This window comes from Pseudomonas sp. nanlin1 (assembly GCF_045571515.1).
Classification (GTDB): Bacteria; Pseudomonadota; Gammaproteobacteria; order Pseudomonadales; family Pseudomonadaceae; genus Aquipseudomonas.
In genome coordinates this window covers 720,580-745,000 of sequence record NZ_CP124218.1, presented here as the reverse complement: position 1 = coordinate 745,000, position 24,421 = coordinate 720,580, and the positions used below count along the sequence as shown (strand labels likewise).

At 60.8% G+C, this 24,421-nt stretch carries 23 protein-coding genes; 15 read left to right on the top strand and 8 right to left on the bottom strand.

The window, feature by feature from the left end:
- Nucleotides 1–7 precede the first annotated feature (7 nt).
- Nucleotides 8–1,504 carry a CoA-acylating methylmalonate-semialdehyde dehydrogenase gene (locus QCL65_RS03500; protein ID WP_407314919.1) on the bottom strand — a complete coding sequence of 499 codons (1,497 nt, stop codon included), beginning with the start codon at nt 1,502–1,504 and terminating at the stop codon, nt 8–10.
- Nucleotides 1,505–1,523: 19 nt separating this feature from the next.
- A complete protein-coding gene (locus tag QCL65_RS03495; RefSeq protein WP_407314918.1) occupies nt 1,524–2,870 on the bottom strand; it encodes an aspartate aminotransferase family protein in 1,347 nt (448 codons plus the stop codon).
- Between the two features lie 134 nt (nt 2,871–3,004).
- Here QCL65_RS03495 and QCL65_RS03490 point away from each other — a divergent pair, with 134 nt between their 5' ends.
- The 8 genes from QCL65_RS03490 (at nt 3,005) to QCL65_RS03455 (ending at nt 12,001) form a co-directional block, all read left to right on the top strand.
- The gene (locus QCL65_RS03490) at nt 3,005–3,922 is read left to right on the top strand and encodes a LysR family transcriptional regulator (protein WP_407314917.1); all 918 of its coding nucleotides are present in this window, start codon (nt 3,005–3,007) and stop codon (nt 3,920–3,922) included.
- A gap of 131 nt (nt 3,923–4,053) precedes the next feature.
- Nucleotides 4,054–5,433 (top strand): uracil-xanthine permease family protein, encoded by a 1,380-nt coding sequence (locus QCL65_RS03485; protein ID WP_407314916.1) that lies wholly within the window; start codon nt 4,054–4,056, stop codon nt 5,431–5,433.
- An 88-nt stretch (nt 5,434–5,521) separates the two neighbouring features.
- A complete protein-coding gene (locus QCL65_RS03480) occupies nt 5,522–6,184 on the top strand; it encodes a TetR/AcrR family transcriptional regulator (protein WP_407314915.1) in 663 nt (220 codons plus the stop codon).
- Nucleotides 6,185–6,205: 21 nt separating this feature from the next.
- Nucleotides 6,206–6,808, top strand: a complete 603-nt coding sequence (locus tag QCL65_RS03475; protein WP_407314914.1) for an IMPACT family protein — start codon at nt 6,206–6,208, stop codon at nt 6,806–6,808.
- 159 nt (nt 6,809–6,967) lie between these two features.
- Entirely contained in the window at nt 6,968–8,515 is a 1,548-nt protein-coding gene (locus QCL65_RS03470) for an ABC transporter ATP-binding protein (protein WP_407314913.1), read from the top strand.
- A gap of 11 nt (nt 8,516–8,526) precedes the next feature.
- On the top strand, nt 8,527–9,630 hold the full coding sequence (locus QCL65_RS03465; RefSeq protein WP_407314912.1) for an ABC transporter permease: 1,104 nt from the start codon (nt 8,527–8,529) through the stop codon (nt 9,628–9,630).
- Nucleotides 9,630–10,556, top strand: a complete 927-nt coding sequence (locus QCL65_RS03460) for an ABC transporter permease (RefSeq protein WP_407314911.1) — start codon at nt 9,630–9,632, stop codon at nt 10,554–10,556. The genes QCL65_RS03465 and QCL65_RS03460 overlap by 1 nt, the downstream gene beginning before the upstream one ends.
- Before the next feature lie 74 nt (nt 10,557–10,630).
- A complete protein-coding gene (locus QCL65_RS03455; protein WP_407314910.1) occupies nt 10,631–12,001 on the top strand; it encodes an 8-oxoguanine deaminase in 1,371 nt (456 codons plus the stop codon).
- Here the strand turns inward: QCL65_RS03455 and QCL65_RS03450 are convergent.
- A complete protein-coding gene (locus QCL65_RS03450) occupies nt 11,976–13,079 on the bottom strand; it encodes a calcium:proton antiporter (protein WP_407314909.1) in 1,104 nt (367 codons plus the stop codon). The genes QCL65_RS03455 and QCL65_RS03450 overlap by 26 nt on opposite strands.
- 304 nt (nt 13,080–13,383) lie before the next feature.
- On the opposite strand from QCL65_RS03450, the gene QCL65_RS03445 reads away from it, so the two are divergent.
- The 3 genes from QCL65_RS03445 to QCL65_RS03435 all read left to right on the top strand — a co-directional run bounded on the left by QCL65_RS03445 (nt 13,384) and on the right by QCL65_RS03435 (nt 16,530).
- The gene (locus QCL65_RS03445) at nt 13,384–14,481 is read left to right on the top strand and encodes a BMP family ABC transporter substrate-binding protein (RefSeq protein ID WP_407314908.1); all 1,098 of its coding nucleotides are present in this window, start codon (nt 13,384–13,386) and stop codon (nt 14,479–14,481) included.
- A 49-nt stretch (nt 14,482–14,530) separates the two neighbouring features.
- Complete coding sequence (locus QCL65_RS03440) at nt 14,531–15,499, top strand: 2-oxoglutarate and iron-dependent oxygenase domain-containing protein (protein WP_407314907.1); 969 nt, start codon at nt 14,531–14,533, stop codon at nt 15,497–15,499.
- A gap of 77 nt (nt 15,500–15,576) precedes the next feature.
- Nucleotides 15,577–16,530, top strand: a complete 954-nt coding sequence (locus tag QCL65_RS03435; protein WP_407314906.1) for an adenosine deaminase — start codon at nt 15,577–15,579, stop codon at nt 16,528–16,530.
- Nucleotides 16,531–16,539: 9 nt separating this feature from the next.
- Here QCL65_RS03435 and QCL65_RS03430 read toward each other — a convergent pair whose 3' ends face one another.
- Nucleotides 16,540–17,235: an ArsR/SmtB family transcription factor gene (locus QCL65_RS03430; protein ID WP_407314904.1), complete on the bottom strand. Its 696-nt coding sequence runs from the start codon at nt 17,233–17,235 to the stop codon at nt 16,540–16,542.
- A gap of 399 nt (nt 17,236–17,634) precedes the next feature.
- Here QCL65_RS03430 and QCL65_RS03425 point away from each other — a divergent pair, with 399 nt between their 5' ends.
- A complete protein-coding gene (locus QCL65_RS03425; protein WP_407314902.1) occupies nt 17,635–17,805 on the top strand; it encodes a hypothetical protein in 171 nt (56 codons plus the stop codon).
- 39 nt (nt 17,806–17,844) lie between these two features.
- On the opposite strand, the gene QCL65_RS03420 is transcribed toward QCL65_RS03425, so the two are convergent.
- Both QCL65_RS03420 and QCL65_RS03415 read right to left on the bottom strand, forming a co-directional pair.
- Nucleotides 17,845–19,014, bottom strand: coding sequence for a multidrug effflux MFS transporter (locus tag QCL65_RS03420; RefSeq protein ID WP_407314900.1), 1,170 nt, complete (start codon nt 19,012–19,014; stop codon nt 17,845–17,847).
- Nucleotides 19,015–19,097: 83 nt separating this feature from the next.
- Complete coding sequence (locus tag QCL65_RS03415) at nt 19,098–19,295, bottom strand: heavy-metal-associated domain-containing protein (protein ID WP_407314898.1); 198 nt, start codon at nt 19,293–19,295, stop codon at nt 19,098–19,100.
- 147 nt (nt 19,296–19,442) lie between these two features.
- Here QCL65_RS03415 and QCL65_RS03410 point away from each other — a divergent pair, with 147 nt between their 5' ends.
- The 3 genes from QCL65_RS03410 to cueR all read left to right on the top strand — a co-directional run bounded on the left by QCL65_RS03410 (nt 19,443) and on the right by cueR (nt 22,527).
- Entirely contained in the window at nt 19,443–19,838 is a 396-nt protein-coding gene (locus tag QCL65_RS03410) for a hypothetical protein (RefSeq protein WP_407314896.1), read from the top strand.
- An 83-nt stretch (nt 19,839–19,921) separates the two neighbouring features.
- Nucleotides 19,922–22,114 (top strand): heavy metal translocating P-type ATPase, encoded by a 2,193-nt coding sequence (locus QCL65_RS03405; protein ID WP_407314894.1) that lies wholly within the window; start codon nt 19,922–19,924, stop codon nt 22,112–22,114.
- 11 nt (nt 22,115–22,125) lie between these two features.
- Nucleotides 22,126–22,527: a Cu(I)-responsive transcriptional regulator gene (cueR, locus tag QCL65_RS03400; protein ID WP_407314892.1), complete on the top strand. Its 402-nt coding sequence runs from the start codon at nt 22,126–22,128 to the stop codon at nt 22,525–22,527.
- A 3-nt stretch (nt 22,528–22,530) separates the two neighbouring features.
- On the opposite strand, the gene QCL65_RS03395 is transcribed toward cueR, so the two are convergent.
- Nucleotides 22,531–23,424, bottom strand: coding sequence for a PA4780 family RIO1-like protein kinase (locus QCL65_RS03395; protein ID WP_407314890.1), 894 nt, complete (start codon nt 23,422–23,424; stop codon nt 22,531–22,533).
- Between the two features lie 165 nt (nt 23,425–23,589).
- On the bottom strand, nt 23,590–24,378 hold the full coding sequence (locus QCL65_RS03390; RefSeq protein ID WP_407314888.1) for an AraC family transcriptional regulator: 789 nt from the start codon (nt 24,376–24,378) through the stop codon (nt 23,590–23,592).
- Between the last annotated feature and the right edge of the window lie 43 nt (nt 24,379–24,421).

Sequence of the window (24,421 nt, the reverse complement as noted above, 5' to 3'; positions counted from 1 at the left end):
AAAGGCCCTATGAAAGGCTGGGGAAAGCGAACTGCGACGCCTCGTGACTCGCGCGCTGCGGCCAACGTTGGGTGATAGCCTTGCGCCGAGTGTAGAAACGCACGCCATCCGGCCCGTAGGCATGCAGGTCGCCAAACAGCGAACGTTTCCAGCCGCCGAAGCTGTGATAAGCCACCGGCACCGGCAACGGCACGTTCACCCCGACCATACCCACTTCGATTTCGTCGCAGAACAAACGCGCCGCTTCGCCGTCGCGGGTGAAGATGCAGGTGCCATTGCCGTATTCGTGATCGTTGATCAACTGCATGGCCTGCTCAAGGCTCGGCACCCGCACAATGCATAACACCGGGCCGAAGATTTCTTCTTTATAGATACGCATGTCCGGGGTCACACGGTCGAACAGGCAGCCGCCCAAGAAGAAGCCTTGTTCATGCCCCGCCACACTGAGGCCCCGACCATCGACTACGAGTTTGGCACCGGCGCCAACGCCGTCCTCGACATAACCGCTGACCTTGTCCCGATGCTGACCGGTCACCAGTGGCCCCATGTCCAAACCACAGGAGGTACCCGCGCCAATTTTCAGCGCTTGGATCTGAGGGACCAGTTTCGCTACCAAAGCGTCAGCCGCTTGGTCGCCTACACAGACGGCCACGGAGATCGCCATGCAACGCTCGCCACAGGAACCATAAGCAGCCCCCATCAAAGCACTAACGGCATTGTCCAGATCGGCATCGGGCATGACCACCGCGTGATTTTTCGCACCACCCAGGGCCTGCACACGCTTACCGCGCGCGGCGCCTTCTTTATAGATGTATTCAGCAATAGGGGTAGAGCCGACAAAACTCAGCGCTTTAACTTCTGGCGCTTCGATCAGCGCGTCCACCGCCACCTTGTCACCGTGCACCACGTTGAGCACGCCCGCCGGTAGGCCGGCCTCGTACAGCAGTTGTGCAATCAATAGGGTTGAGCTGGGGTCGCGCTCCGACGGCTTGAGGATAAAACAGTTGCCGCACGCGATCGCCAGCGGGTACATCCACAACGGCACCATGGCGGGAAAGTTGAAAGGAGTAATCCCGGCCACCACGCCCAAAGGTTGGAAGTCTGACCAGGCGTCGATGTTAGGGCCGGCATTACGGCTGAATTCGCCTTTTAGAATTTCCGGAGCGGCACTGGCGTATTCGACGTTTTCAATGCCGCGTTTCAGCTCGCCCGCAGCATCTTCCAGAGTCTTACCATGCTCCAGGCTAATCAGCGCGGCAATCTGCGCCTCGTTTTGCTCGAGCAGTTGCTTGAAACGAAACATCACCTGTGCGCGCTTCGCCGGCGGCGTATTGCGCCACGCCGGGAAGGCCGCCTTGGCCGCGTCGATGGCTAACTGCACGGTTTCGCGACTGGCCAACGGCACCTGATTGATCACTTGCCCCGTTGAGGGGTTATAGACATCAGCAGTGCGGTCGCCCGTCGACACCAGGTCACCATTGATCAAATGTTGGACAATACTCATGTAAAACTCCAGTAAAAGGTCAATCGACTTGATTAAGGGCTTGGCCAACCGCATCGAATAAGCGGTCAAGGTCTTGAGGTTGCGCATTGAAGGTGGGCCCGAACTGCAAGGTGTCGCCACCGAAGCGCACGTAGAAACCCGCCTTCCAGAGTTTCATCGACACTTCATAGGGCCGCACAATGGCGTCGCCGTCACGGGGGGCCAACTGGATAGCCCCGGCCAGCCCATAGTTACGAATGTCGACGACGTTCTTGGCGCCTTTAACCCCGTGCAGTACCGATTCAAAGTGCGGGGCCAGTGCGGCGGCCTGAGGCACTAGCTGTTCGCGTTGCAGTAGGTCCAAAGCCGCTAATCCGGCGGCGCAGGCAACTGGGTGCGCCGAGTAGGTATAGCCGTGGGGGAATTCCACAGCGTAATCCGGCGTGGCCTGGTTCATGAAGGTTTGATAGATCTCACTGGACGCGATGACCGCCCCCATGGGGATCGCCCCATTGGTGATCTGTTTGGCGATGCACATCAGATCAGGGGTCACGCCGAAGGTGTCCGCACCAAACATATGGCCAGTGCGGCCGAAGCCGGTAATGACTTCATCAAAGATCAATAAAATATTGTGCTGGTCGCAAATCTCCCGCAACCGCTTGAGATAGCCTTTGGGCGGCGGCAACACACCCGCAGAACCGGCCATGGGTTCGACAATCAAGGCCGCAATGTTGGAAGCGTCGTGCAACTCGATCAACTTCAACATCTCGTTGGCCAGGGCTATCCCCCCTGCTTCCGGCGAACCTTTGGAATACTCGTTACCGGGCAACAAGGTGTGGGGCAGGTGATCGACATCCATCAACTGGCCGAACATCTTACGGTTACCGTTAACACCGCCCAGGCTGGTACCGGCGACATTCACCCCGTGGTAGCCACGGGCCCGGCCAATAAGCTTGGTCTTGCTCGCATGCCCTTTCAGCCGCCAATAGGCGCGCACCATCTTTACCGCAGTATCCGCACATTCGGAACCGGAGTTGGTGTAGAACACGTGATTCAGGTCGCCCGGCGTCAACTCGACAATTTTTTCGGCCAGTTGAAACGAAAGCGGGTGGCCATATTGGAAGGCCGGCGAATAATCCAAAACCCCCAACTGCTTGGCGACCGCGTCCTGAATCTCTTTGCGCGTATGACCTGCTCCACAAGTCCACAAACCGGACAGGCTGTCGTAAATTTGCCGACCCTGGTCGTCGGTTAAGTAACTGCCGTGGGCCGCCACAATGATCCGCGGGTCACGCTTGAAACTTCGGTTTGCCGTGTAGGGCATCCAATGAGCATCAAGTTTGAGCTGGCTGGTAATACCCAGCGGCGCGTGTTCAGGCATGGTCATGGGCAAAACCTCACAGGTTATGGGCGCCAGCGCCCTGGGGCAGGACACTAATGTGTAGTTGCAGGTAAATTGGCATGGGAATAAAGTCCGAAAAACCCTACTTTTCCGATCTTCAGTCAGGTGCGTACTAAACTATGAGCCGACGGCCCGACCCCCTTGCCCAAGTCAGCGACTTCGACATTCGGCTATTGCGCATTTTCCGCAGTGTCGTGGAATGCGGGGGCTTTTCGGCAGCGGAAAACGTGTTGGGGATTGGCCGTTCGGCCATCAGCCAACAAATGAGTGACCTTGAGCAGCGCCTGGGCTTACGTCTATGCCAGCGCGGGCGTGCGGGTTTTTCCCTCACGGAAGAGGGCCGCGAAGTTTACCAATCGGCGCTGCAGGCCTTAGGCGCACTGGAGAACTTCCGCACCGAAGTGAACGGCCTTCACCGGCATCTGCGCGGCGAACTGAATATTGGTCTGACTGACAACCTGGTCACCCTCCCCCACATGCGCATCACTCACGCACTGGCGCAACTCAAGGACCGCGGCCCGGATGTACGCATTCAAATACGCATGATCGCCCCCAGCCAAGTCGAGCAAGGCGTGCTCGACGGCAGCCTGCACGTGGGGGTGGTACCCCAGGCAAGTCCTTTGTCAGGCCTGGAATATCAGCCGCTGTACAGCGAGCGCTCGCAATTGTATTGCGCGGTGGGCCACCCCTTGTTCTATGCCAGCGACGCTGAATTGGACGATGCCCGCCTTAACCAGCAGGATGCTATTGCCCCGACTTTTCGTTTGCCCGGGGACATTCAAGCGCACTATCAAGCGCTCAACTGCAGCGCTAGCGCTTCGGACCGCGAAGGCATGGCGTTCCTGATTCTGACCGGCCGTTACATCGGCTACCTGCCTGATCACTATGCCGCCACTTGGGTACAACAGGGTCGCTTGCGCGCCCTTAAAGCTTCGCAGCGGTTCTACGACCTGAGTCTTTCCTGGGTCACGCGCAAAGGTCGCCGCCCCCATTTGGTGCTAGAAAGCTTTCTGGACAGCTTGAGCGCTACTCGCTAGTCCGGCCACAGGCAACCGCAAACTGAGGTAGATCAATAAGAACAAAGCGAAAAACTGTTAAGAGTTGATCGTATGGACAGCTTTTTGCATACGTCTGTCACTGCCCTTTTCCCCTCTGCCGGAAGCGACTCATGCCAGCACCAGAACCCAGTGAACTGATCTACGGGCTCGATGATCGCCCAAGGCCCCTGCCGGCATTACTGGCGGCGTTGCAACATGTGCTGGCGGCGTTCGTCGGCATTATCACCCCACCCTTGATCATTGGTTCAGCGCTGGGGTTGAGTGCGCACCTGCCGTATCTGATCAGCATGGCGCTAATGGTGTCCGGCACCGGCACATTCATTCAGGCCCGGCGCCCATTTGGCATCGGGGCGGGCATGATATGCCTACAGGGCACCAGTTTCGCTTTTCTCGGCGCGGTGTTGTCCGCCGGGTTTCTGGTCAAGCAGCGCGGCGGCAGCCCTGAGGACATCCTGGCGATGATCTTCGGCGTGTGCTTTTTCGGCGCCTTCGTGCAGGTGGTGATCAGCCGTTTTATCGGGCAATTGAGCCGGGTGATCACCCCGTTGGTGACGGGCATCGTGATTACCCTGATCGGCATCAGCTTGATCAAAGTGGGCATCACCGACCTGGGCGGCGGCTTCAACGCGCCAGACTTTGGCGCCCCGAGCAACCTGGCACTCGGCGCGTTCGTACTGCTGGTGATCATCCTGTTGAACCGCTCGAACACACCTTGGGTGCGTTTATCCGCGATCATCCTGGGCTTGGCCGTGGGCAGCCTGGCTGCCGTACTGAGCGGTAAATGGGTGCCTCAGCCGTTGCCCGACCTGCCGTTGATCAGCGTGCCAATCCCTTTCAAATACGGCTTCGATTTCGACTGGACCGCTTTCCTGCCCGTGGCGCTGATCTACGCGATCAGCAGCGTCGAGACGATAGGCGACCTCACGGCCAACTGCATGCTCGCGCGCCATCCGATCACCGGCCCGCGCTACCTCGAACGCTTGAAAGGCGGCGTATTGGGCGACGGCGTCAGTTGCATGATCGCCGCCACGTTCAACGCCTTCCCCAATACCACATTCGCGCAGAACAACGGCGTGATTCAACTCACTGGGGTAGCCAGCCGCCACGTCGGTTTGTACATCGGTGCGATCCTCTTCGTGCTCGGCCTGGTCCCCAGCATTGGCGCGGTATTGCAGCAAATTCCCAAACCGGTACTGGGCGGTGCGACCCTGGTGATGTTCGGCAGCGTGGCCGCCGCCGGGGTGAGGATCCTTGCCCAAGTACCGTTGGACCGCCGCGCGATGCTGATCATCGCCACCTCGTTAGGAGTCGGTCTGGGCATCGGCGCACAGCCGCAATTGCTCCACCTGATGCCCACCCTGGTGCAGAACCTGTTCGATTCAGCTATCACCAGTGGCGGCGTCACTGCGTTGATCATGTGCTTGCTGTTGCCCCATAGCTCACCACTGGTGCCGGCCACGCAAACGGCACCGGTTAAAACTCGCGTTTGAGAGTTTTGAACCTTAGCGCTTGTCTGTTCGTTGCGGGTGCGCTATCAACGCATCAGTTGCACCCACACGATTCGTTTGGAACCGCCCAATGACCCTTGAAGTTCCTGCCCACAGCGCCAACGGCCGGGGTAAACCCGCTAGCCGGATCCGCCAGAAAAACGAAGAAGCGATTTTAAAGGCTGCGGAGAACGAGTTCGCTCGACACGGTTTCAAAGGCACCAGCATGAATACCATCGCGCTGAATGCCGGGTTGCCCAAAGCGAACCTGCATTACTATTTCACCAATAAGCTGGGCCTCTACATCGCCGTGCTCAGCAACATCATCGAACTGTGGGACAGCACCTTTAACCACCTCACGGCAGCCGATGACCCTGCTCAAGCATTAACCCGCTATATCCGGGCGAAGATGGAGTTTTCTCGGCGCCATCCTCAGGCGTCGCGCATCTTTGCCATGGAGATCATCAGTGGCGGCGGCTGCCTGAACGAATACTTCAGCCAGGACTACCGCCTCTGGTTCCAGGGCCGAGCGGCGGTGTTTCAGGCCTGGATAGATGCCGGTAAAATGGCTCAGGTCGACCCTGTTCACCTGATTTTCCTACTCTGGGGCAGCACGCAACACTACGCAGACTTCGCGACCCAGATCTGCCAGGTCACCGGGCGGGCGCGCTTGACCAAACAAGACTTCGACGAAGCCAGCGACAACCTGATCCGTATCATTCTCCGAGGCTGCGGCCTGGAACCGCTGGCTTGACCAGCACCTGGACGCTTCAACATGCTTTATACCCTGCTCGGCCCGTGTGATTACTACGAAGAAATCCGCAAAAGCCGCTTCGCGACCTTTGCCGCGCCCATCTCCTGCGTGGCCGACGCCCAGGCCTTTATCGAACAGGCCAGCGACTTGGCCGCCACCCACAACTGCTGGGCGTGGAAGCTTGGGGCGCAGTACCGTAGCAGCGATGACGGCGAGCCCGGGGGCACGGCAGGGCGGCCGATTCTGGCGGCCATCGAAGCCCAGGCCTGCGACCAGGTCGTGGTGCTGGTGACGCGCTGGTATGGCGGCATTCAACTGGGCACGGGCGGTTTAGCCAGGGCTTACGGCGGTGGTGCAAACAAATGCCTGCAACTTGCAGAGAAACGTTTACTGGTGCTGCGCCAGGCGCTCGCGTGCAGTTGTACGTTCAGCGAACTGAACCTGGTGAAGCTACGCGTCGCCGAATGCGATGGCCTAGTGACCGAGGAGCGCTTTACCGGCGAGGGCGTTGAACTGCAACTGGCCGTTGCCCAGGAACACCTGCCCACATTGCAGCAGCAATTGGCCGATCTCAGCCGAGGGAAGATCCAACTGCGCAGCAGCGATGGGCCGGCCCAGCCTTAAAATAGCGCACTCGCCCTCGTCACACGCCCTGAAGTAGTGCCATGAAGCGCCCTTCTGCAACAGGCGACGCACACCCACGCTACGTCGCGCCGAAAAGTTGACCTCCTGGCCAGGAAATTGCTTTACCACTGGCCGTCACTGGCCCACTTCGAGTCCACCATGCCTAACCTCGCCGCAGGCCCACGCCTGCAGTTGCGTCGAATCAGCAAACGCTACCCTGGCTGCCTTGCCAACGACGCCATCGACCTGACCATCCAACCGGGCGAAATTCATGCCCTGCTGGGGGAGAACGGTGCGGGTAAAAGTACGCTGATGAAAATCATCTACGGCGTCACGCAACCTGATTCCGGCGAGATGATCTGGCAAGGCCAACCCATGACCATGCGCAATCCGGCGCAAGCGCGGGGGTTGGGCATCGGCATGGTGTTCCAGCACTTCTCATTGTTCGAGACCCTGACCGTGGCGCAGAACATTGCGTTGGCCATGGGCCCCGGCCAGACCCCGCGGCAACTGGAACCGAAAATTCGCGAGGTTTCCGCCCGCTATGGCATGAGTGTCGAACCCGAGCGCCTAGTCCACAGCCTGTCGATCGGCGAGCGCCAGCGGGTGGAGATCATTCGCTGCCTGATGCAGGACATCCGCCTGCTGATCCTCGACGAACCCACCTCGGTGCTCACGCCCCAAGAGGCCGACGATCTGTTCGTGACCTTGCGCCGGCTGGCCAGTGAGGGCTGCAGCATTCTATTTATCAGCCATAAATTGGGCGAAGTACGCGCGCTCTGCCACAGCGCGACGGTACTGCGCGGCGGCCGCGTGTCCGGGCATTGCGTACCGGCCGAGTGCGACGACCTTACCCTGGCACGGCTGATGGTCGGCGACGCAGAAGGCCTTACCGCGCAATACCCGAAAGCCTTGGCCAACGCGGAGTTTCTGCGGATTAACGGGCTGTCCTGGCACAACCCGGACCCGTTCGGCTGCTCCCTGCGCGATATTTCCCTGGAAGTGGGCAGTGGCGAGATCGTCGGCATTGCCGGTGTGGCCGGTAACGGCCAGGACGAACTGCTAGCCCTGCTCAGCGGCGAGCAACCGCTGGCCGAGCGCCAAGTCATCCAATTCGCCTCGACCGCCGTCGCCCATTTGCGCCCAGATGCCCGCCGCGCGCTAGGGCTGGCGTTCGTTCCCGCAGAACGTCTGGGCCATGGTGCAGTGCCGGAACTGAGCCTGGCCGATAACGCCTTGCTGACTGCATTTCAGCAGGGCTTGGTCAGCAATGGCTTGGTCTTGCGGGAGAAGGTCACGGCTTTGGCGCAAGAAATCATTCAACGCTTTGGGGTAAAAAGCGCGGGGGCTCATGCGCCAGCGCGCAGCCTTTCGGGCGGTAATCTGCAGAAATTCATCCTCGGCCGAGAGATTCTTCAGCAACCGCGCCTGTTAGTGGCGGCGCACCCCACCTGGGGTGTGGACGTCGGGGCGGCCGCGACGATTCACCGTGCCCTGATTGCCTTGCGCGATGCCGGCGCGGCAATCCTGGTGATTTCTGAAGACCTCGACGAACTGTTCCAGATCAGCGACCGCCTGGGCGCCTTGAGCGCGGGCCGGCTGAGCGCGCTCAAAGCGACGACGCAAACCTCCCCTGAAGAAGTCGGCGGCTGGATGGCCGGCCGCTTCGAGACGCCCCCTCTTACCCCCATTGCCGTGACTGGCTGACGGAGCCCTGCATGTTGCTTTCCCTCGAACCCCGTGGCCAACAGTCCAGGGCCATGCTGTGGTGCTCGCCGCTGCTGGCGGCGGTGCTCACGCTGGCCAGCGGCGCACTGTTGTTTGTGGTGCTCGGCCACGACCCACTGGCCGTCTTACACACCCTGTTGATCGCCCCTATCAGCGACCTTTACGGGCTATCCGAATTGTTGGTCAAAGCGCTACCTATCATGCTCTGCGCCCTGGGTTTGGCGGTGGCCTACCAAGCGCGTATCTGGAACATCGGCGCCGAAGGCCAACTATTGATGGGCGCGTTGGCCGGCAGTGCGTTGGCGGTGCATATCATCGAATGGGAAAGCCGCTGGGCGCTGGTCTGGGTGCTGGCCGCCGGCACATTGGCCGGGGCTTTGTGGGCCGGGCTCACCGCCTGGCTGCGAACGCGCTTCAACGCCAATGAAATCCTCACCAGCATCATGCTTAACTACGTAGCGTTGAACCTGCTGCTGTATTGCGTGCATGGCCCGCTGAAAGACCCTGCCGGCTTCAACTTTCCGGAATCAGCGATGTTTGGCGACGCTAGCCGCTTGCCCCTATTGCTTGAAGACGGCCGCGCCCATGCCGGCGTGTATTTCGCCCTGCTGGCGTTGGTTGCGGTATGGGTGCTGCTGCAACGCAGCTTCCTCGGTTTCCAGATCAAGGTCTTGGGGCTGGACAAGCGCGCCGCCGGTTTCGTCGGTTTTCGGGAAAAGCGCCTGGTCTGGTTCGCTTTGTTGGTCAGTGGTGGCCTGGCAGGATTGGCCGGCGTGGGCGAGGTCAGTGGGCCCATTGGTCAACTGGTGCCGCAAGTGTCGCCAGGCTACGGCTACGCCGCTATCACCGTGGCTTTCCTTGGGCGGCTGCACCCTATCGGCATTGTCTTTTCCAGTTTGTTGATGGCCCTGCTGTACCTGGGCGGGGAAAGTGCGCAAATGAGCCTCAACCTGCCCCAGGCGATCACCCAGCTGTTCCAGGGCATGATGTTGTTTTTCCTGCTCGCCAGCGACGTGTTGATTCTCTACAAACCACGCCTGAAATGGCGCCGCGCACGCCCTGCGGCGACTAACGCTAGCGCAGGAGCCCTGTGATGGACATCGATCTACTGAGCAATATTTTTTATGCAACCGTACGCTGCGGCACCCCATTGCTGCTAGTGGCCCTGGGCGAGTTGATCTGCGAGAAAAGCGGCGTACTGAACCTGGGCCAAGAAGGCATGATGCTGTTCGGCGCGGTGATTGGTTTTATCGTCGCGCTGAACAGTGGCAACCTCTGGCTCGGCGTGCTGCTGGCGATGGCAGCGGGCATGCTGCTGTCGGCCCTGTTTGCCGTGGTCGCGCTGGCGTTCAATGCCAATCAGGTGGCCACGGGGCTGGCGCTGACCATCTTTGGTGTCGGGCTTTCGACCTTTGTTGGCGCGGCCTGGGTGGGTAAACCATTGAGCGGTTTTGAACCGGTGGCCATTCCCTACCTGAGCGACCTGCCATTGATCGGGCGCATGCTGTTCGCCCAGGACCTGCTGGTTTACCTGTCATTCGCTCTATTCGTGCTGGTCGCGTGGGTGATTCTCAAGAGCCGGGTGGGCTTGATCATTCAGGCCGTCGGCGAAAACCCGGACGCCGCTAGCGCCATGGGCTTGCCAGTGCTGCGCGTGCGCACCTTGGCCGTGCTGTTCGGCGGTGCCATGGCCGGCTTGGCCGGGGCTTATCTGTCGCTGGCCTATACGCCGATGTGGGCCGAGAACATGACCGCCGGGCGCGGCTGGATCGCCCTGGCCCTGGTGGTGTTCGCCAGTTGGCGGGTCTGGCGGCTACTGCTGGGCGCGTACCTGTTCGGCCTGGCGAGCATTCTGCATCTGGTGGCACAGGGCATTGGCCTGTCGATACCGTCCAACCTGCTAGCGATGCTGCCCTATGTGGCGACGATCGTGGTCTTAGTGATGCTCTCGCGTGACGGCGTGCGGACACGCTTGTATGCTCCCGTTTCGCTCGGCCAACCTTGGCAACCCGGGCACTGAACAAAGCACACCTGGATCAGCAGACAGGCTAACTGAGCTGGCAAACCTGAACACACTTTCAGAGGAGCCGGCCCATGCCCGCATGCCGCATCTGGTTAAAAAACCCCCTGGCCATTTATACCGCCAACCACTTCGATGCCTCAGGTGGGCTGGTGCTCAATGGCGGGGTGATCGAACAACTGCTGGGGGCGGGCGAACGGCCGGCGCAAGCCTGTGACCAGGTATTCGATGCCCGCGAACACGTGGTGCTGCCCGGGCTGATCAACACCCATCATCATTTCTACCAGACCCTCACTCGCGCCTGGGGCCCCGTGGTCAACCAGCCGCTGTTCCCCTGGCTGAAAACCCTCTACCCAGTGTGGGCGCGGCTGACCCCACGCGCGCTCAAGCTGGCCAGCAAAGTCGCCCTGGCCGAGCTGCTGCTGTCTGGCTGCACCACTGCGGCGGACCACCATTACCTGTTCCCCGATGGCCTGGAAAACGCTATTGACCTGCAAGTCGAGGCGGTCAGCGAACTAGGCATGCGCGCCCTGCTCACCCGCGGTTCCATGAGCCTGGGGGAGGATGACGGCGGCTTGCCGCCACAGCAAACCGTACAGCAAGGCCAAGCGATCCTGGATGACAGCCAGCGTTTGATCCAGGCCTACCATCAACGGGGGCCCGGGGCTTATCTGCAGATCGCTTTGGCGCCCTGCTCACCGTTTTCCGTGACCCGCGAAATCATGCGCGCCAGCGCTGAAATGGCCGAGCAGTTCGACGTACGTCTGCACACCCACCTGGCCGAAACCCTCGATGAAGAAACCTTTTGCCTACAACGGTTTGGCCTGCGTACGGTGGACTACCTAGACAGCGTCGGCTGGCTCGGCCCGCGCACATGGCTGGCCCATGGCATTCATTTCAACCCCGAAGAAATCCAGCAGTTGGGCGCGGCCGGCACCGGGGTTTGCCATTGCCCCACCTCCAACATGCGCCTGGCCTCTGGCATCTGCCCCACCTTGGACCTGATCGCCGCAGGCGTACCCCTGGGCTTAGGCGTCGACGGCTCGGCCTCGAACGACGCTTCGAACATGCTGCTCGAAGCCCGCCAAGCCCTGTACCTACAACGGCTGCGCTACGGCGCAGAAGCGATCACCCCGGAAAAAGTCCTGGGTTGGGCCACCCAGGGTTCTGCGCAATTGCTGGGCCGCCCCGACTTGGGCGAGTTGGCGGTGGGCAAGCAAGCCGATCTGGCGCTGTTCAAACTCGACGAACTGCGCTTCTCCGGCAGCCACGATCCCTTGGCTGCCCTGCTGTTGTGCGCCGCCGACCGCGCCGACCGGGTGATGGTAGGCGGCCAGTGGCGGGTGATCGACGGCCAGATCGAAGGCCTGGATGTGGCTCAATTGATCGCCGATCACCGCCAGGCCGCAGCCGCGCTGATCAGAGACCCAGCAATGACAAGGTGATAAACGTCGCAAACAGCACGAAATGGGTCATGCCTTCGATTGCGTTGGTTTCCCCATCGTTAAGATTGATGGCGCAGACCAACAGGGTGATAAAGATCATCACCGTTTGCACCGGGGTCATGGCCATCTGGAACGGTTGGCCGCTGTAAAGCGCCATCCCTTCCATCACTGGGACAGTCAGGATGACCGTCGACAGCGAGGCGCCCAAGGCGATATTGACCACCGACTGCATGCGGTTGGCTAACGCCGCGCGCAGAGCCGTCAGAATTTCCGGGGCTGCTGAGATGGTGGCCACCAGAATCGCCGTCATTACCGGCGGCGCGCCGCTGCCTTCAAGCCCGAGGTCGACCGCTTTGGACATAACCTCCGCCAATGCGCCGATCAACACCACGCCAAACAGCAAAGTGCCAATCGACATGGCCAGGCTGGTTTTGTGCTCCGGCTCAGCGGTGGGCTGGGCGGCGCGCTTGCGCTTCTCCGGGTAGCTGTAACTGAAGAAATAGCTGTGCGGGCCCACCTGCATGCGCAGGAACAAGGCATATAGCACCACCATGGCGCCGATGGTAAATGCCGAATAAATCTTCCAGTCGCCTTCGGGGATAAACTCTGGCACGACCATGGACACGCCCATGGCGGTGAGGATCATCACGCTGTAGGTACGGGCAGAGTCATCGTTGTAGGACTGCTCGCCATGCTTAAGCCCGCCCATCAATGCCGCCAGGCCGAGTATGCCGTTGATGTCGAGCATGACCGCCGCGTAAATGGTGTCACGCACCAGTGTCGGCGAGGGCTCGTTGTTCATCATGATCGCCAGGATCACCACCTCCACCAGCACGGCGGACAAGGTGAGGATCATGGTTCCGTAGGGGTCGCCCACGCGCTCGGCCAACAGCTCCGCGTGGTGAGCCACGCGCATGGACGCGCAAATGATCGCGGCCACCAGGGCAATGCCAGAGACCAGCGCGATGGTATTGCCGTGGGACAGTATCGCGTGCTCGGCGGGAAACGCGATAAACGCCGCAATCACCGCCACCAGCAGGAGCTTCTCCTCGCCGAGGGTTTTCAAAAAAGTATTCATAGTGCGCGGTTCCTTGCCTTGGATAGCCCGTTCGATGTGGGTTTCTGAGTGCCGCTGCGGAGTAAAGGTTTCAACATGTGTACGAATTAGCCAAACGCACCAGTTAGCAGCGGGCAACGGTGGGCCGCGCACCGTTTCGTGGCTAAACGATTCGAGCGCGCAGCCGCCAGCGCGCGGCTAGCGCTGGCGGCTGCGCCTGCAAGTTGATGAGGCCTCCCATGTTGTCCTGTTGGTCAGTTTTTTGCATTGCCGTGGGCAGGCTTTGCCAACACGCTTATAACCAGAACCACAGGAGCTACCCCGCATGCAGTCTCACTCGTACCCGCGTCGCCCGCTCACGTCGTTGCTCTGCGCCCTTGCGGCGGTAGTCGGGCTTGGTTCGGCCTTGAGCGCCAGTGCCGCCGACCCGTTGAAGGTCGGCTTCGTTTACATCGGCCCGATTGGCGACCACGGCTGGACCTACCAGCACGAGCAGGGTCGCAAGGCGCTGATGGAAAAAATGGGCGACAAGATCACCAGTAACTATGTTGAAAACGTGGCTGAAGGTGCCGACGCCGAGCGCGTTATCCGCAACATGGCCAAGGACAAATACGACCTGATCTTCACCACCTCGTTCGGTTACATGAACCCCACGGTGAAAGTCGCCAAGCAATTTCCCAAGGTGATCTTCGAACACGCTACCGGCTACAAACAAGACAAGAACGTGGGCACCTACCTGGCGCGCACCTATGAAGGCCGCTATGTCGGGGGCTTCCTGGCAGCGAAGATGACCAAAACCAAGAAAGTCGGTTATGTCGCCTCGTTCCCGATCCCGGAAGTAGTCCGTGACATCAACGCTATTCAATTGGCACTGAATAAGTACAACCCGGGTACCGAGATGAAAGTGGTGTGGGTCAATTCCTGGTTCGATCCAGGCAAAGAGGCGGATGCCGCCAACGCGCTGATCGATCAGGGCGTGGATGTCGTGTTCCAGCACACCGACAGCCCAGCGCCGATCCAGGCCGCCGAACGCCGTGGTGTCTATGCCGTAGGCTATGCGTCCGACATGCAGCACTTCGGGCCCAAAGCGGTACTGACCTCCATCGTCAACAACTGGGGCCCGCACTATATCCAGGCCACCGAGAGCGTGATCGCCGGGTCCTGGAAACCGCAAGACTACTGGGGTGGTTTGAAGGAAGGCACGGTGCAGTTGCCGATCAGCGACCTAGTGCCCGCCGACGTCAAGGCTGAAGCCGAAAAACTCATCGCCAGTATCGAAAGCGGCGAGTTTCACCCGTTCACCGGGCCGATCAAAGACCAAACCGGGGCCGTGAAGATTCCTGCGGGTGCCAGCGCCAGCAACGCCGAACTGGCCTCCATGAACTACTACATCGAAGGCATGACGGCAAAACTGCCTCAGTGATCTTCCAGGGGCTATTGAAGATAGCCCCGACTGCCACTGCGGAGAACCCATGAACCAGCTTCCGATCATCGACATTGCCCCGCTCTACGAAACCGCTGAAACCGGCTGGGCCGAGGTCGCCAACCAGATCAACCAGGCCTGCCGCGAGTGGGGCTTTTTCTATATCAAAGGCCACCCGATCAGCGCGCAGCGCCTGGAACAAATATCCCAGGCCGCCAAGGCATTCTTCGCCTTGCCCGTCGCTGAAAAACTGAAGATCGACATCACCCAGACGGTTCACCACCGCGGCTACGGCGCCGTGGCCACCGAACAGCTAGACCCCGCACTGCCCAGCGACCTTAAGGAAACGTTCGACATGGGCCTGCACTTGCCCGCCGACCACCCTGAGGTACTCGCCGGCAAATCCTTGCGCGGGCCCAACCGTCACCCTGACCTGCCTGGCTGGGCTGCCCTGATGGAGCAGCACTACCAAGACATGCAAGCGCTGGCGCAAACCCTACTGCGGGCGATGGCGCTGGCCTTGGGCATCGAACGAGACTTTTTCGATAAGCGCTTCCAAGCACCGGTCAGTGTTCTGCGCCTGATTCACTATCCGCCCCGCGACCACGCCACCAGCGCCGAACAAAAAGGCGCGGGCGCCCATACCGACTATGGTTGCGTGACCCTGCTGCACCAAGATAACGCTGGCGGCCTGCAAGTGCGTAACGTACAGGGTGAGTGGGTCGATGCCCCACCCCTGGAAGGCACGTTCGTGGTGAACCTGGGCGACATGATGGCTAGGTGGACCAATGACCGCTATGTCTCTACCCCCCACCGCGTCATCAGCCCGCTGGGGGTAGACCGCTACTCCATGCCGTTCTTCGCCGAACCACACCCCGACACCCCGATCGAATGCCTGCCCGGCTGCCAGGACGACGCCCAAGGTGCCAAATACCCGCCCACCACGTGCGCGGCGTTCTTGCTCTCGCGGTTCGCCGATACGTATGCCTATCGGCGCGAAGAGGGTGCGGCGAAATGAACCACCTGGTCAGGTTCCGCCGCCACCGCGGTTCAAGACCTGTAGAATGCCGCCATTGCACCTGATGAGAAACGATTATGTACGACTGGCTCAACGCACTGCCCAAGGCAGAACTGCACATGCACCTCGAGGGCTCACTGGAGCCCGAGTTGCTGTTTGCCCTAGCAGAACGCAACCGCATCGCCCTGCCTTGGGACGACGTCGAAACCCTGCGCAGTGCCTATGCCTTTAACAACCTGCAGGAGTTTCTAGACCTGTACTACCAGGGTGCGGACGTGCTGCGCACCGAGCAGGACTTCTACGACCTGACCTGGGCCTACCTGTTGCGTTGCAAGGCGCAGAACGTTATCCACACCGAACCCTTTTTCGACCCGCAAACCCATACCGACCGGGGCATCGCCTTCGAAACCGTGCTCAACGGCATCAGCCAGGCCCTCAAAGATGGCCGCGAGCAACTGGGGATCGGCAGCGGGCTCATCCTAAGCTTCCTGCGCCACCTCAGCGAAGACGAAGCCAACAAAACCCTCGACCAAGCCCTGCCGTACCGCGACGCATTCGTTGCCGTCGGTTTGGACAGCTCGGAAATGGGCCACCCGCCTAGCAAATTTCAGCGAGTCTTCGATCGCGCCCGTGGTGAAGGCTTTCTTACCGTTGCCCATGCCGGCGAAGAAGGCCCCCCCGAGTACATCTGGGAAGCCCTCGACCTGCTGAAAATCCAGCGTATCGACCATGGCGTTCGGGCCATCGAGGATGAGCGGTTGATGCAGCGCATTATCGACGAGCAGATCCCCCTGACGGTTTGCCCTCTGTCGAATACCAAGTTGTGTGTTTTCGAACATATGGGCCAGCACAACATTCTCGACATGCTCGAGCGAGGGGTGAAAGTGACGGTGAACTCCGACGACCCAGCCTATTTCGGCGGGTACGTTACCGAAAACTATCACGCACTCTACACCCACTTGGGCATGACCCAGGACCAAGCCAAACGCCTGGCGCAAAACAGTTTGGATGCTCGGTTGAGCAAGCCCTAGCCGCCACGCCTAAGGCGCGCCCAGGTTAGCAATCGCCCTGGCGCCGGGTGCGGTGAGCTGCAGTACTCGGGTTTCCTCGTTCAAACGAACCCAGCCCGACTGCATGAACAGGGTCATAAGGCTGGCCCCCAGAGCCCCGCCCAGGTGCGGCCGCTGGTGGCCCATACCACAACAGATACAGGCACTGGACAGCTGATAGCTGGCCAGTGCCTGGGTGTAGATACCCAACTGCGCCATGCCTGCATTGCCCTTGGTAGTGATCTCCAGACGCTGGCCAACTTGACTCAGCCATTCTTGCGCCAACAGCCGCTCGAGCAGATCGGCGGCCACCTCGCCGCCCAGATGATCGCTGCACTCACGCACTTTGCGCAGCGGCGCGCAACGTTGGGCCAATGACGAGCTGTTCTGCTCGCGGATACGTTCTGAATGGATGGCCGTGACACTGGCCAAGGCCTCGACTGCGATCCCCACCTCGCGCGCCGCCAGGCGAAAGAAACGCTGCCGGCCACGGGCCTCGCGTTTGAGCAGCCCACCGGCCGACATGCGCGCCAGGTGCGCACTGGCTGAAGATGGCGTCACCCCGGCAAGGATGGCCAGCTCTTCGGCTGCTCGGGCAGTGCCATCAATCAAAGCCCAGATCATTGCACTGCGCTTCGGATCGGCGAGCAAAGTAGCAATCTGGCTGATACTCGGTGCGTATTCCATCGGTTCACTCCCTGTAGACACACTGGTCAAACGGCACCGGTTTCGGTGCTTCTCGCCAATAGTATAAGAGGGAAGGATTTGTACGGAATTGGGCGAACTTGGACTATCGGACGCGAGACGCGCTGGTTTGCCAGACCAGTGCACCTCTGCAACGCGCAGCTCAAGAGGGAAACGTTGCCGTTCGTCCGCGAAGATCCCGCGAACCGGGGGGATTAGCCAGGTGCTGGATATGTAACCAGCTGTAAGAGGGATAAATGCCTACAGAAATATCTCTGAAAAGCCGCAAAAGCTGTCCTCATCAGGAGGGCGACCGTCAGTCTGGCGGCACATCGTGTGAGATTTACTTGTCATCAGACCGGGCTACACTCAAACACTCACACAGCCATGGGACGCTCAGTAATGAAAATTCTGGTTACCGAACTGGCAAATACTAAAGGCATTAGATGGCAGGTCCGCCTAGACCAGCATGTGGTGTCGTTCCGCAGTGAGGCCGAAGCCCAGGCATTCGTCGGAACCCTGCAAGCCCGACTACGCGCGCCCCACCAACTTCCGGAGCGCCTCGCCGGCTAAACCGCGTAGCGAGTGGGCTCGCCCCCGATCTTTCAAACGTTACCGCTGCATCCGGCGCGTCGCCACGGCCAGGCCGACGGCGACTAGCCCGCATAGGCTGATGACCATCGCCATCGGCATGGCGCTGCCGTCGTGCAGCACGCCCACCAGCGACGCCGCACCGGCGGCCACGCTGAACTGTAAACTCCCCATCATGGCCGAAGCACTGCCAGCGCGGGCGCCCTGCCCATTCATCGCACAGGCCGATGCGTTGGGGATGATGCAGCCCAAACTGGCGATACAGACGAACAGCGGGACCATCAGCGGCCACAGTTGGGCCGTTTGTAGAGCACTTACGGCCAAGAGTGTGATGCCCCCGGCCAGGTAGATCCAAACGGTACGGGACAACAGAAAAGCGGGTCCATATTTAGCCAGCAGCCGGGCATTGATCTGCGCCACCAGAATGAACCCCGCGGCGTTGCTGCCAAACAGCCAGCCGTAATGCTCCGCCGGCACCCCATACAGCTTGATAAAAACGAAGGGCGAGCCGGCGATATAGGCAAACATCCCGGCCATGGCGATACCGCCGGTCAACGCATGGCCGACGAACACACGGTCGCTTAACAGCGACACGTACTGTTTTAGAGCTCCGCTCAGCGGTTGACGGGGTTGATGGGCGGGCATGCTCTCAGGCAGCCCCAACGCAATTGCCGCCAAGGCCGAGGCGCTGAACAGGCTGAGCAGGATGAAAATCCACTGCCAACCCCAGGTATTGACCAACACGCCACCCAGCATGGGCGCCAAGATGGGCGCTAGGCCCATGACCAGCATCAACTGCGAAAACACCTTGGCCGACGCCACCGCGTCGCATTTGTCGCTGACGATGGCGCGCGCCAGCACCATTCCGGCACAGCCGCCCAACGCTTGGATAAAACGGGCCCCTATGAGCAGGTCCAGCGTGGGTGCAAAGGCGCAAGCCAGGGAACCCAGGGTAAACAGCGCAACCCCAAACAGCAGGGGTTTACGCCGGCCAAAACGATCGGCAATCGGCCCATACAGCAGTTGGCCGATGGAAAGCCCGAGGAAATAGGCCGCCAGGGTGGCCTGGATATGCTTCTCATCAGTGCCGAACGCCAGCGCCATGGCTGGGAAACCTGGCAGGTAAAAGTCGATGGCCAACGGGCCGAAGGCGCTGATCGCACCAAGAATTAAGATGCTTCTGGGGTTCATCGGGCGTCCATTGCAATTTGCGGTTTCAAAATAGCCGCACAGTTTAACGGTTCGTGGCCAGGACGCCGAAGAAAAGTAACCCGCTAGCTGGCGCTGACCGAGTAACCTTCGCGCTGAATCAACGCTGACAGTTCCTGGGCGGTGAGCTGGCTGTCGACACTGACTTTACTCGTGGCCAATTCCACATCGACCTTGGCCTGAGCGTCTGCGCCCTGGATAGCGTCGGTCACCGCCTTGACGCAATGGCCGCAGGTCATGCCTTTCACAGCGAATACTTGCATGGGACACCTCTGATGATATGAGTTCAGCCCGATTGTGAAGCTCGCTATCGGGTCAAGGTCAAGTTTCTCAATAATCGGCCGGGCTGGAAATCGGCACGGACCTCAGCCAAGCTGCATCATCGACGACTCGTCCGTAGGAGATTCACCATGCGCAGGGCAGTGTTCAGCCTGATCGGCCTTCTGGGCCTCACGTCCCTCCCCCTCTGGAGCGTCGCGGCAGGCGCGCAGGACTACGCCATCTTGGTTATCTCCCGCGAACGCCTGGAAGTGGCGACACCCTGTGAGATCGGCATATCGATCCAAGACCAACTGGTCGGTCGACTTTTTCAGGAAGACAGCGCCTCCTTCAACTTGCCCGCGGGCCAGTACACCGTGCGTCTGAACACCCTGCCCGGCCAGGCACCGGGTTGTCAGCCAGGGCTGGGCGCGCCCAACGGAACGCTGCTGAAGCTGCAAAATGGCGATATCAAGAAGTACCGCATTGCGACGGGCGCCAATGGCCTGTTCCTCACACCGGCGGCGCTGAACTACGGCGACCAATGACTGGCGCTTGACCTTGCCCTCGTGGCAAGGTTGATCCTGGCAGTCAGGCCCACCCAGGGCGACAACGCCAGCGGAGGCCCAGCATGCCCACATCACGAACCCTCGACCTGAGCATCAGCGGCATGACCTGCGCCAGTTGCGCCGGGCGCGTGGAGCGCGCGTTGGGGAAAATCACGGAGGTGCAGCAGGTTAGCGTCAATCTGGCCAGCGAGCGGGCCCATGTGTCCTTTGTGGAGCCCCTCGACAGCGCCCGCCTGATCGCCGCCGTCAACCAGGCCGGGTATACCGCCTCATTACCGTGCGAACCGGTCGAACGCGACGCCGAGCGTTTCCGGCAACTGCGCCACGAGCGCTGGGCGGTTTGCCTGGCACTCGCCCTGGCCTTGCCCTTGGTGGCACCCATGCTTGTACAGCCCCTTGGCCTGCACTGGATGCTGCCCGCCTGGGCGCAGTTCGTCTTAGCCACGCCGGTACAATTCATTCTCGGTGCGCGTTTCTACCAGGCGGCCTGGAAAGCGTTAAGGGCAGGGGCCAGCAATATGGACCTGCTGGTCGCCCTGGGCACCAGCGCCGGCTATGGCCTTAGCCTATACAACTGGGCCACGGCGCAACCTGGCATTGAGCCACACCTGTTCCTGGAAGCCAGCGCCGTGGTGATCGCTTTGGTGCTTTTGGGTAAATACCTGGAAAGCCGCGCCAAACAGCAGACCGCCAGCGCCCTACGCGCCCTCGAAACCTTGCGCCCGGAATACGCCTGGCGTGTGGTCGAGGGTGTCGAGCAGCGTGTGGCGGTCAGTGATCTGCGCCACGGCGACCTGATACGGATCAAGCCCGGCGAGCGCTTTGCGGTGGACGGCGAAGTGGTCGAAGGCGCCAGCCACGCAGACGAATCCCTTATCACTGGCGAGAGCCTGCCGGTGCCCAAGCACACCGGTGACCGGGTCACCGGCGGAGCTATAAATGTGGACGGCCTGCTAGTAATCAGGACCCTCGCAGTCGGTGGCGAAACCGTGTTGGCCCAGATCATCCGGCTGGTGGACGACGCCCAAAGCGCCAAGGCGCCGATTCAAAGACTGGTCGACCGCGTTAGCCAGGTGTTCGTCCCCGTGGTCCTGGTTCTCGCCAGCTTGACCTTACTCGGCTGGTGGCTGGCCGGGGCGAGCCTGCAGACCGCTGTCCTGCATGCGGTGGCCGTGCTGGTCATCGCCTGCCCCTGCGCCCTTGGGCTGGCCACACCGGCGGCAATCATGGCGGGTACCGGTGCGGCCGCGCGTCATGGCATTCTGATCAGAGACACCGAAGCGCTGGAGCAAGCCAGGCGTATCGACTGCGTTGTGTTCGATAAGACCGGCACCCTTACCAACGGCTCGCCCCGGGTTGCCCAAATGGCCGCGCTGGACGGCGACGACAATAGCCTGCTCATGCTCGCCGGCGCCCTGCAGCAGGGCAGTGAGCACGCGCTGGCTAAAGCCCTGTTCATCGAATGTGCCGCGCGCCAGTTAACGCTCCCCACGGTCAGCGACAGCAGCGTGCTGAGCGGGCGCGGTATTGTTGGCACGGTTGGCCAAAGCCCACTGCGCCTGGGTAATCAACGCCTGCTCGAAGAGACCGGCCTGAGCCCGGGCCCGTTGGCCGCGCAGGCTCGCGCTTGGGAAGAAGAGGGGCATACCGTGTCGTGGCTAATGCAAGCGGGCACTCAACCGGCGGTGCTGGGCCTGCTGGCGTTTGCCGACACCCTCAAGACCGGCGCAGCGGCAGCGGTCGCTGCCCTGCAACGCGAAGGCATCGAATGCTACTTGCTCACGGGGGATAACCTCGGCAGCGCCCGCCGGGTAGCCGATGCACTGGGCATCACCCATGTCACTGCGCAAGCGTTACCCGCCGATAAAGCTCAGCTTATCGCCCAACTGCAGCAGGATAAAAAAACCGTGGCCATGGTCGGTGATGGCATCAACGATGCGCCGGCGCTGGCTGGCGCCGATGTGGGCATTGCCATGGGCAACGGCACCGATGTAGCCATGCAGGCAGCGGGCATTACCCTAATGCGCGCAGACCCTCGGCTGGTGCCTGCCGCGCTGCACATCAGCCGCAAAACCTGTACGAAAATTCGGCAAAACCTGTTCTGGGCTTTTATCTTCAATGTGGTCGGCATCCCCCTGGCCGCGTTCGGCTGGCTCAGCCCGGTGTTCGCGGGCGCGGCCATGGCTTTGTCCAGCGTCAGCGTCGTGAGCAACGCACTGTGGCTCAACCGCTGGCGCCCACGGAATCTGCAATAAGTGGAGGCACTATGAATATCGGCCAGGCAGCACACCACAGCGGCCTAAGCGCGAAGATGATTCGCTATTACGAAAGCACCGGCCTGCTCAAACCGGCGAACCGCAGTGACAGCGGCTACCGCCTGTATCAGGCCGACGACCTGCACACGCTAGCGTTCATCAAACGCTCCCGTGACCTGGGGTTTTCCTTGGAAGAAGTCGCGCGCCTGCTGACCCTATGGCAGGACCGACACCGCGCCAGCGCGGACGTCAAAGCCTTAGCCCGCGGCCATATCGACGACCTCAGCCGGCGTATTGCCGAGCTGAGTGAGTTGCGTGACACGCTCACGCACTTGGTCGCCACCTGCCAGGGCGACGACCGCCCGGACTGCCCGATCCTTAAGGACCTGGCCGCGGGCTCAGGCTGCCATTGAGCACTATTGCAACCAGGGCGGTGGCGGCTCTTCGCCTTTGTCGCTAGGTTTTTCATCCGCCTCACGGGCGGCGCGACGGCGGACGTCGTCCAGCCGAGCCGCTTCGATTTCGCGGATCACCCCGCCGACATCAGCTTCAGTCTCTTCATCGGCGAACTCGCCCGTGAGGACACTGGCCGGGTGCAAACTCCCCGCCTCGTACAACGCCCACATTTCCTTGGCGTAACGCGTGGCCTTGAGCTCCGGAGCAAACTTGCCGAAGTAACTGGCCATGTTGCCCACATCCCGCTCCAGCATGCTGAAGGCGTGGTTGTTGCCAGCCGCGTCGACCGCCTGGGGCAGGTCGATGATGACCGGGCCTTCTGGCGCCAGGAGCACATTGAATTCCGACAAGTCACCATGCACCAGGCCAGTGCACAACATGAGTACGATCTGCTGGATCAGAAACGCGTGGTATTCACGGGCTTGATCGGGCTCCAGGTCGACATCGTTCAAGCGGGGCGCAGCGTCACCGTATTGGTCACAGACCATTTCCATGAGCAACACGCCTTCGAGGAAGTCGTAGGGTTTGGGCACCCTGACGCCAGCACCGGCCAAGCGGAACAGCGCCGCCACTTCTGCGTTTTGCCAGGCATCTTCGGTTTCCTTGCGGCCAAATTTAGACCCTTTGGCCATAGCCCGCGCCTGCCGGCTGTTACGCACCTTGCGGCCTTCCTGATACTCAGCCGCCTGGCGAAAACTTCGTTTATTGGCCTCCTTGTAGACCTTCGCGCAGCGTAGCTCTTTGCCGCAGCGCACCACATAGACAGCTGCCTCTTTCCCGCTCATCAGCGGGCGCAGCACCTCGTCCACCAGACCGTCCTCGATCAGGGGTTCAATGCGTTTTGGAGTCTTCATCAGCTTTTATTCTGGGTCCTTTGTGGCCGAACACGCGAAATGGTCCAAGTTCTGTGGTTGCAAGCGCATCCTCTCACAGCAGCGCGCAGATGCCGACCCTCGCACTGCAAAGGATGCAAACACTTAGCCAATATCGGCTGTTTTTTCTGAAAAAGCAGCCCGGCGCTATTTAAACAACTCGCCAGGGGTAATGCCAAACAAGGCTTTAAAGGCCGCGATAAAAGCCGAGGTCGAATCGTAACCCGAAGCTAACGCCGCTTCGGTGACACTGTTACCGGTTTCCAGCACATTGAGTGACGACAGCAAGCGCAGACGTTGCCGCCAACCCCGAAAGCTTAGCCCCGTCTCCCGTTGAAACAGGCGCATCAGGGTCTTTTCGGAAGTGCCCAGCCGCTGGGCCCAGGCCTGCAGCGTCACGTGCAGTTCGGGGTGTTCGATCAATTCATTGCACAATTCCAATAGCCGGACATGGCGGGGCAGAGGAAGGGAAAAGCCGACCTCCGGTAAGCTGCCCAATTGGTCGAGCAACACCTGTACCAGGCGGTCCTCCGGGCTTTGGCCAGTGGGGTACTGGGCCGGGAACTGGCAAAACCGCTTGATCAGCTCCCGCGCCAAAGGCGTGACTTCCAGTACCCGGCAGCGCGGCCCGGCCCAGGGGCACTCCTGGCGCCGCACGTACAGGCTGCGCATTTCTGCGCGCATCGAGGTGACCACTTCATGCTCCAGCCCGGCCGGGATCAATACCCCCCATTGCGGCGGGGCGAAGAAGCTGCCTTCATCGGTGTGTACCCCCAGCACTCCACTGATGGCATAGGAGAACTGCACCCAGTCGTGCTGGTGCCGAGGCGTCCATGAGCCCGCCGATAAGCTCTCTGCTCGGGCGAACAGCGGCCTGGGGAGCGCTTCGAGCACGGGGATCTGGCGAGGTAACTGATTATGTCCGTTAGGCGACATTGATTGGCCCTGTATCGCAAGACAGCAAGAGAGTGCCTCAGAT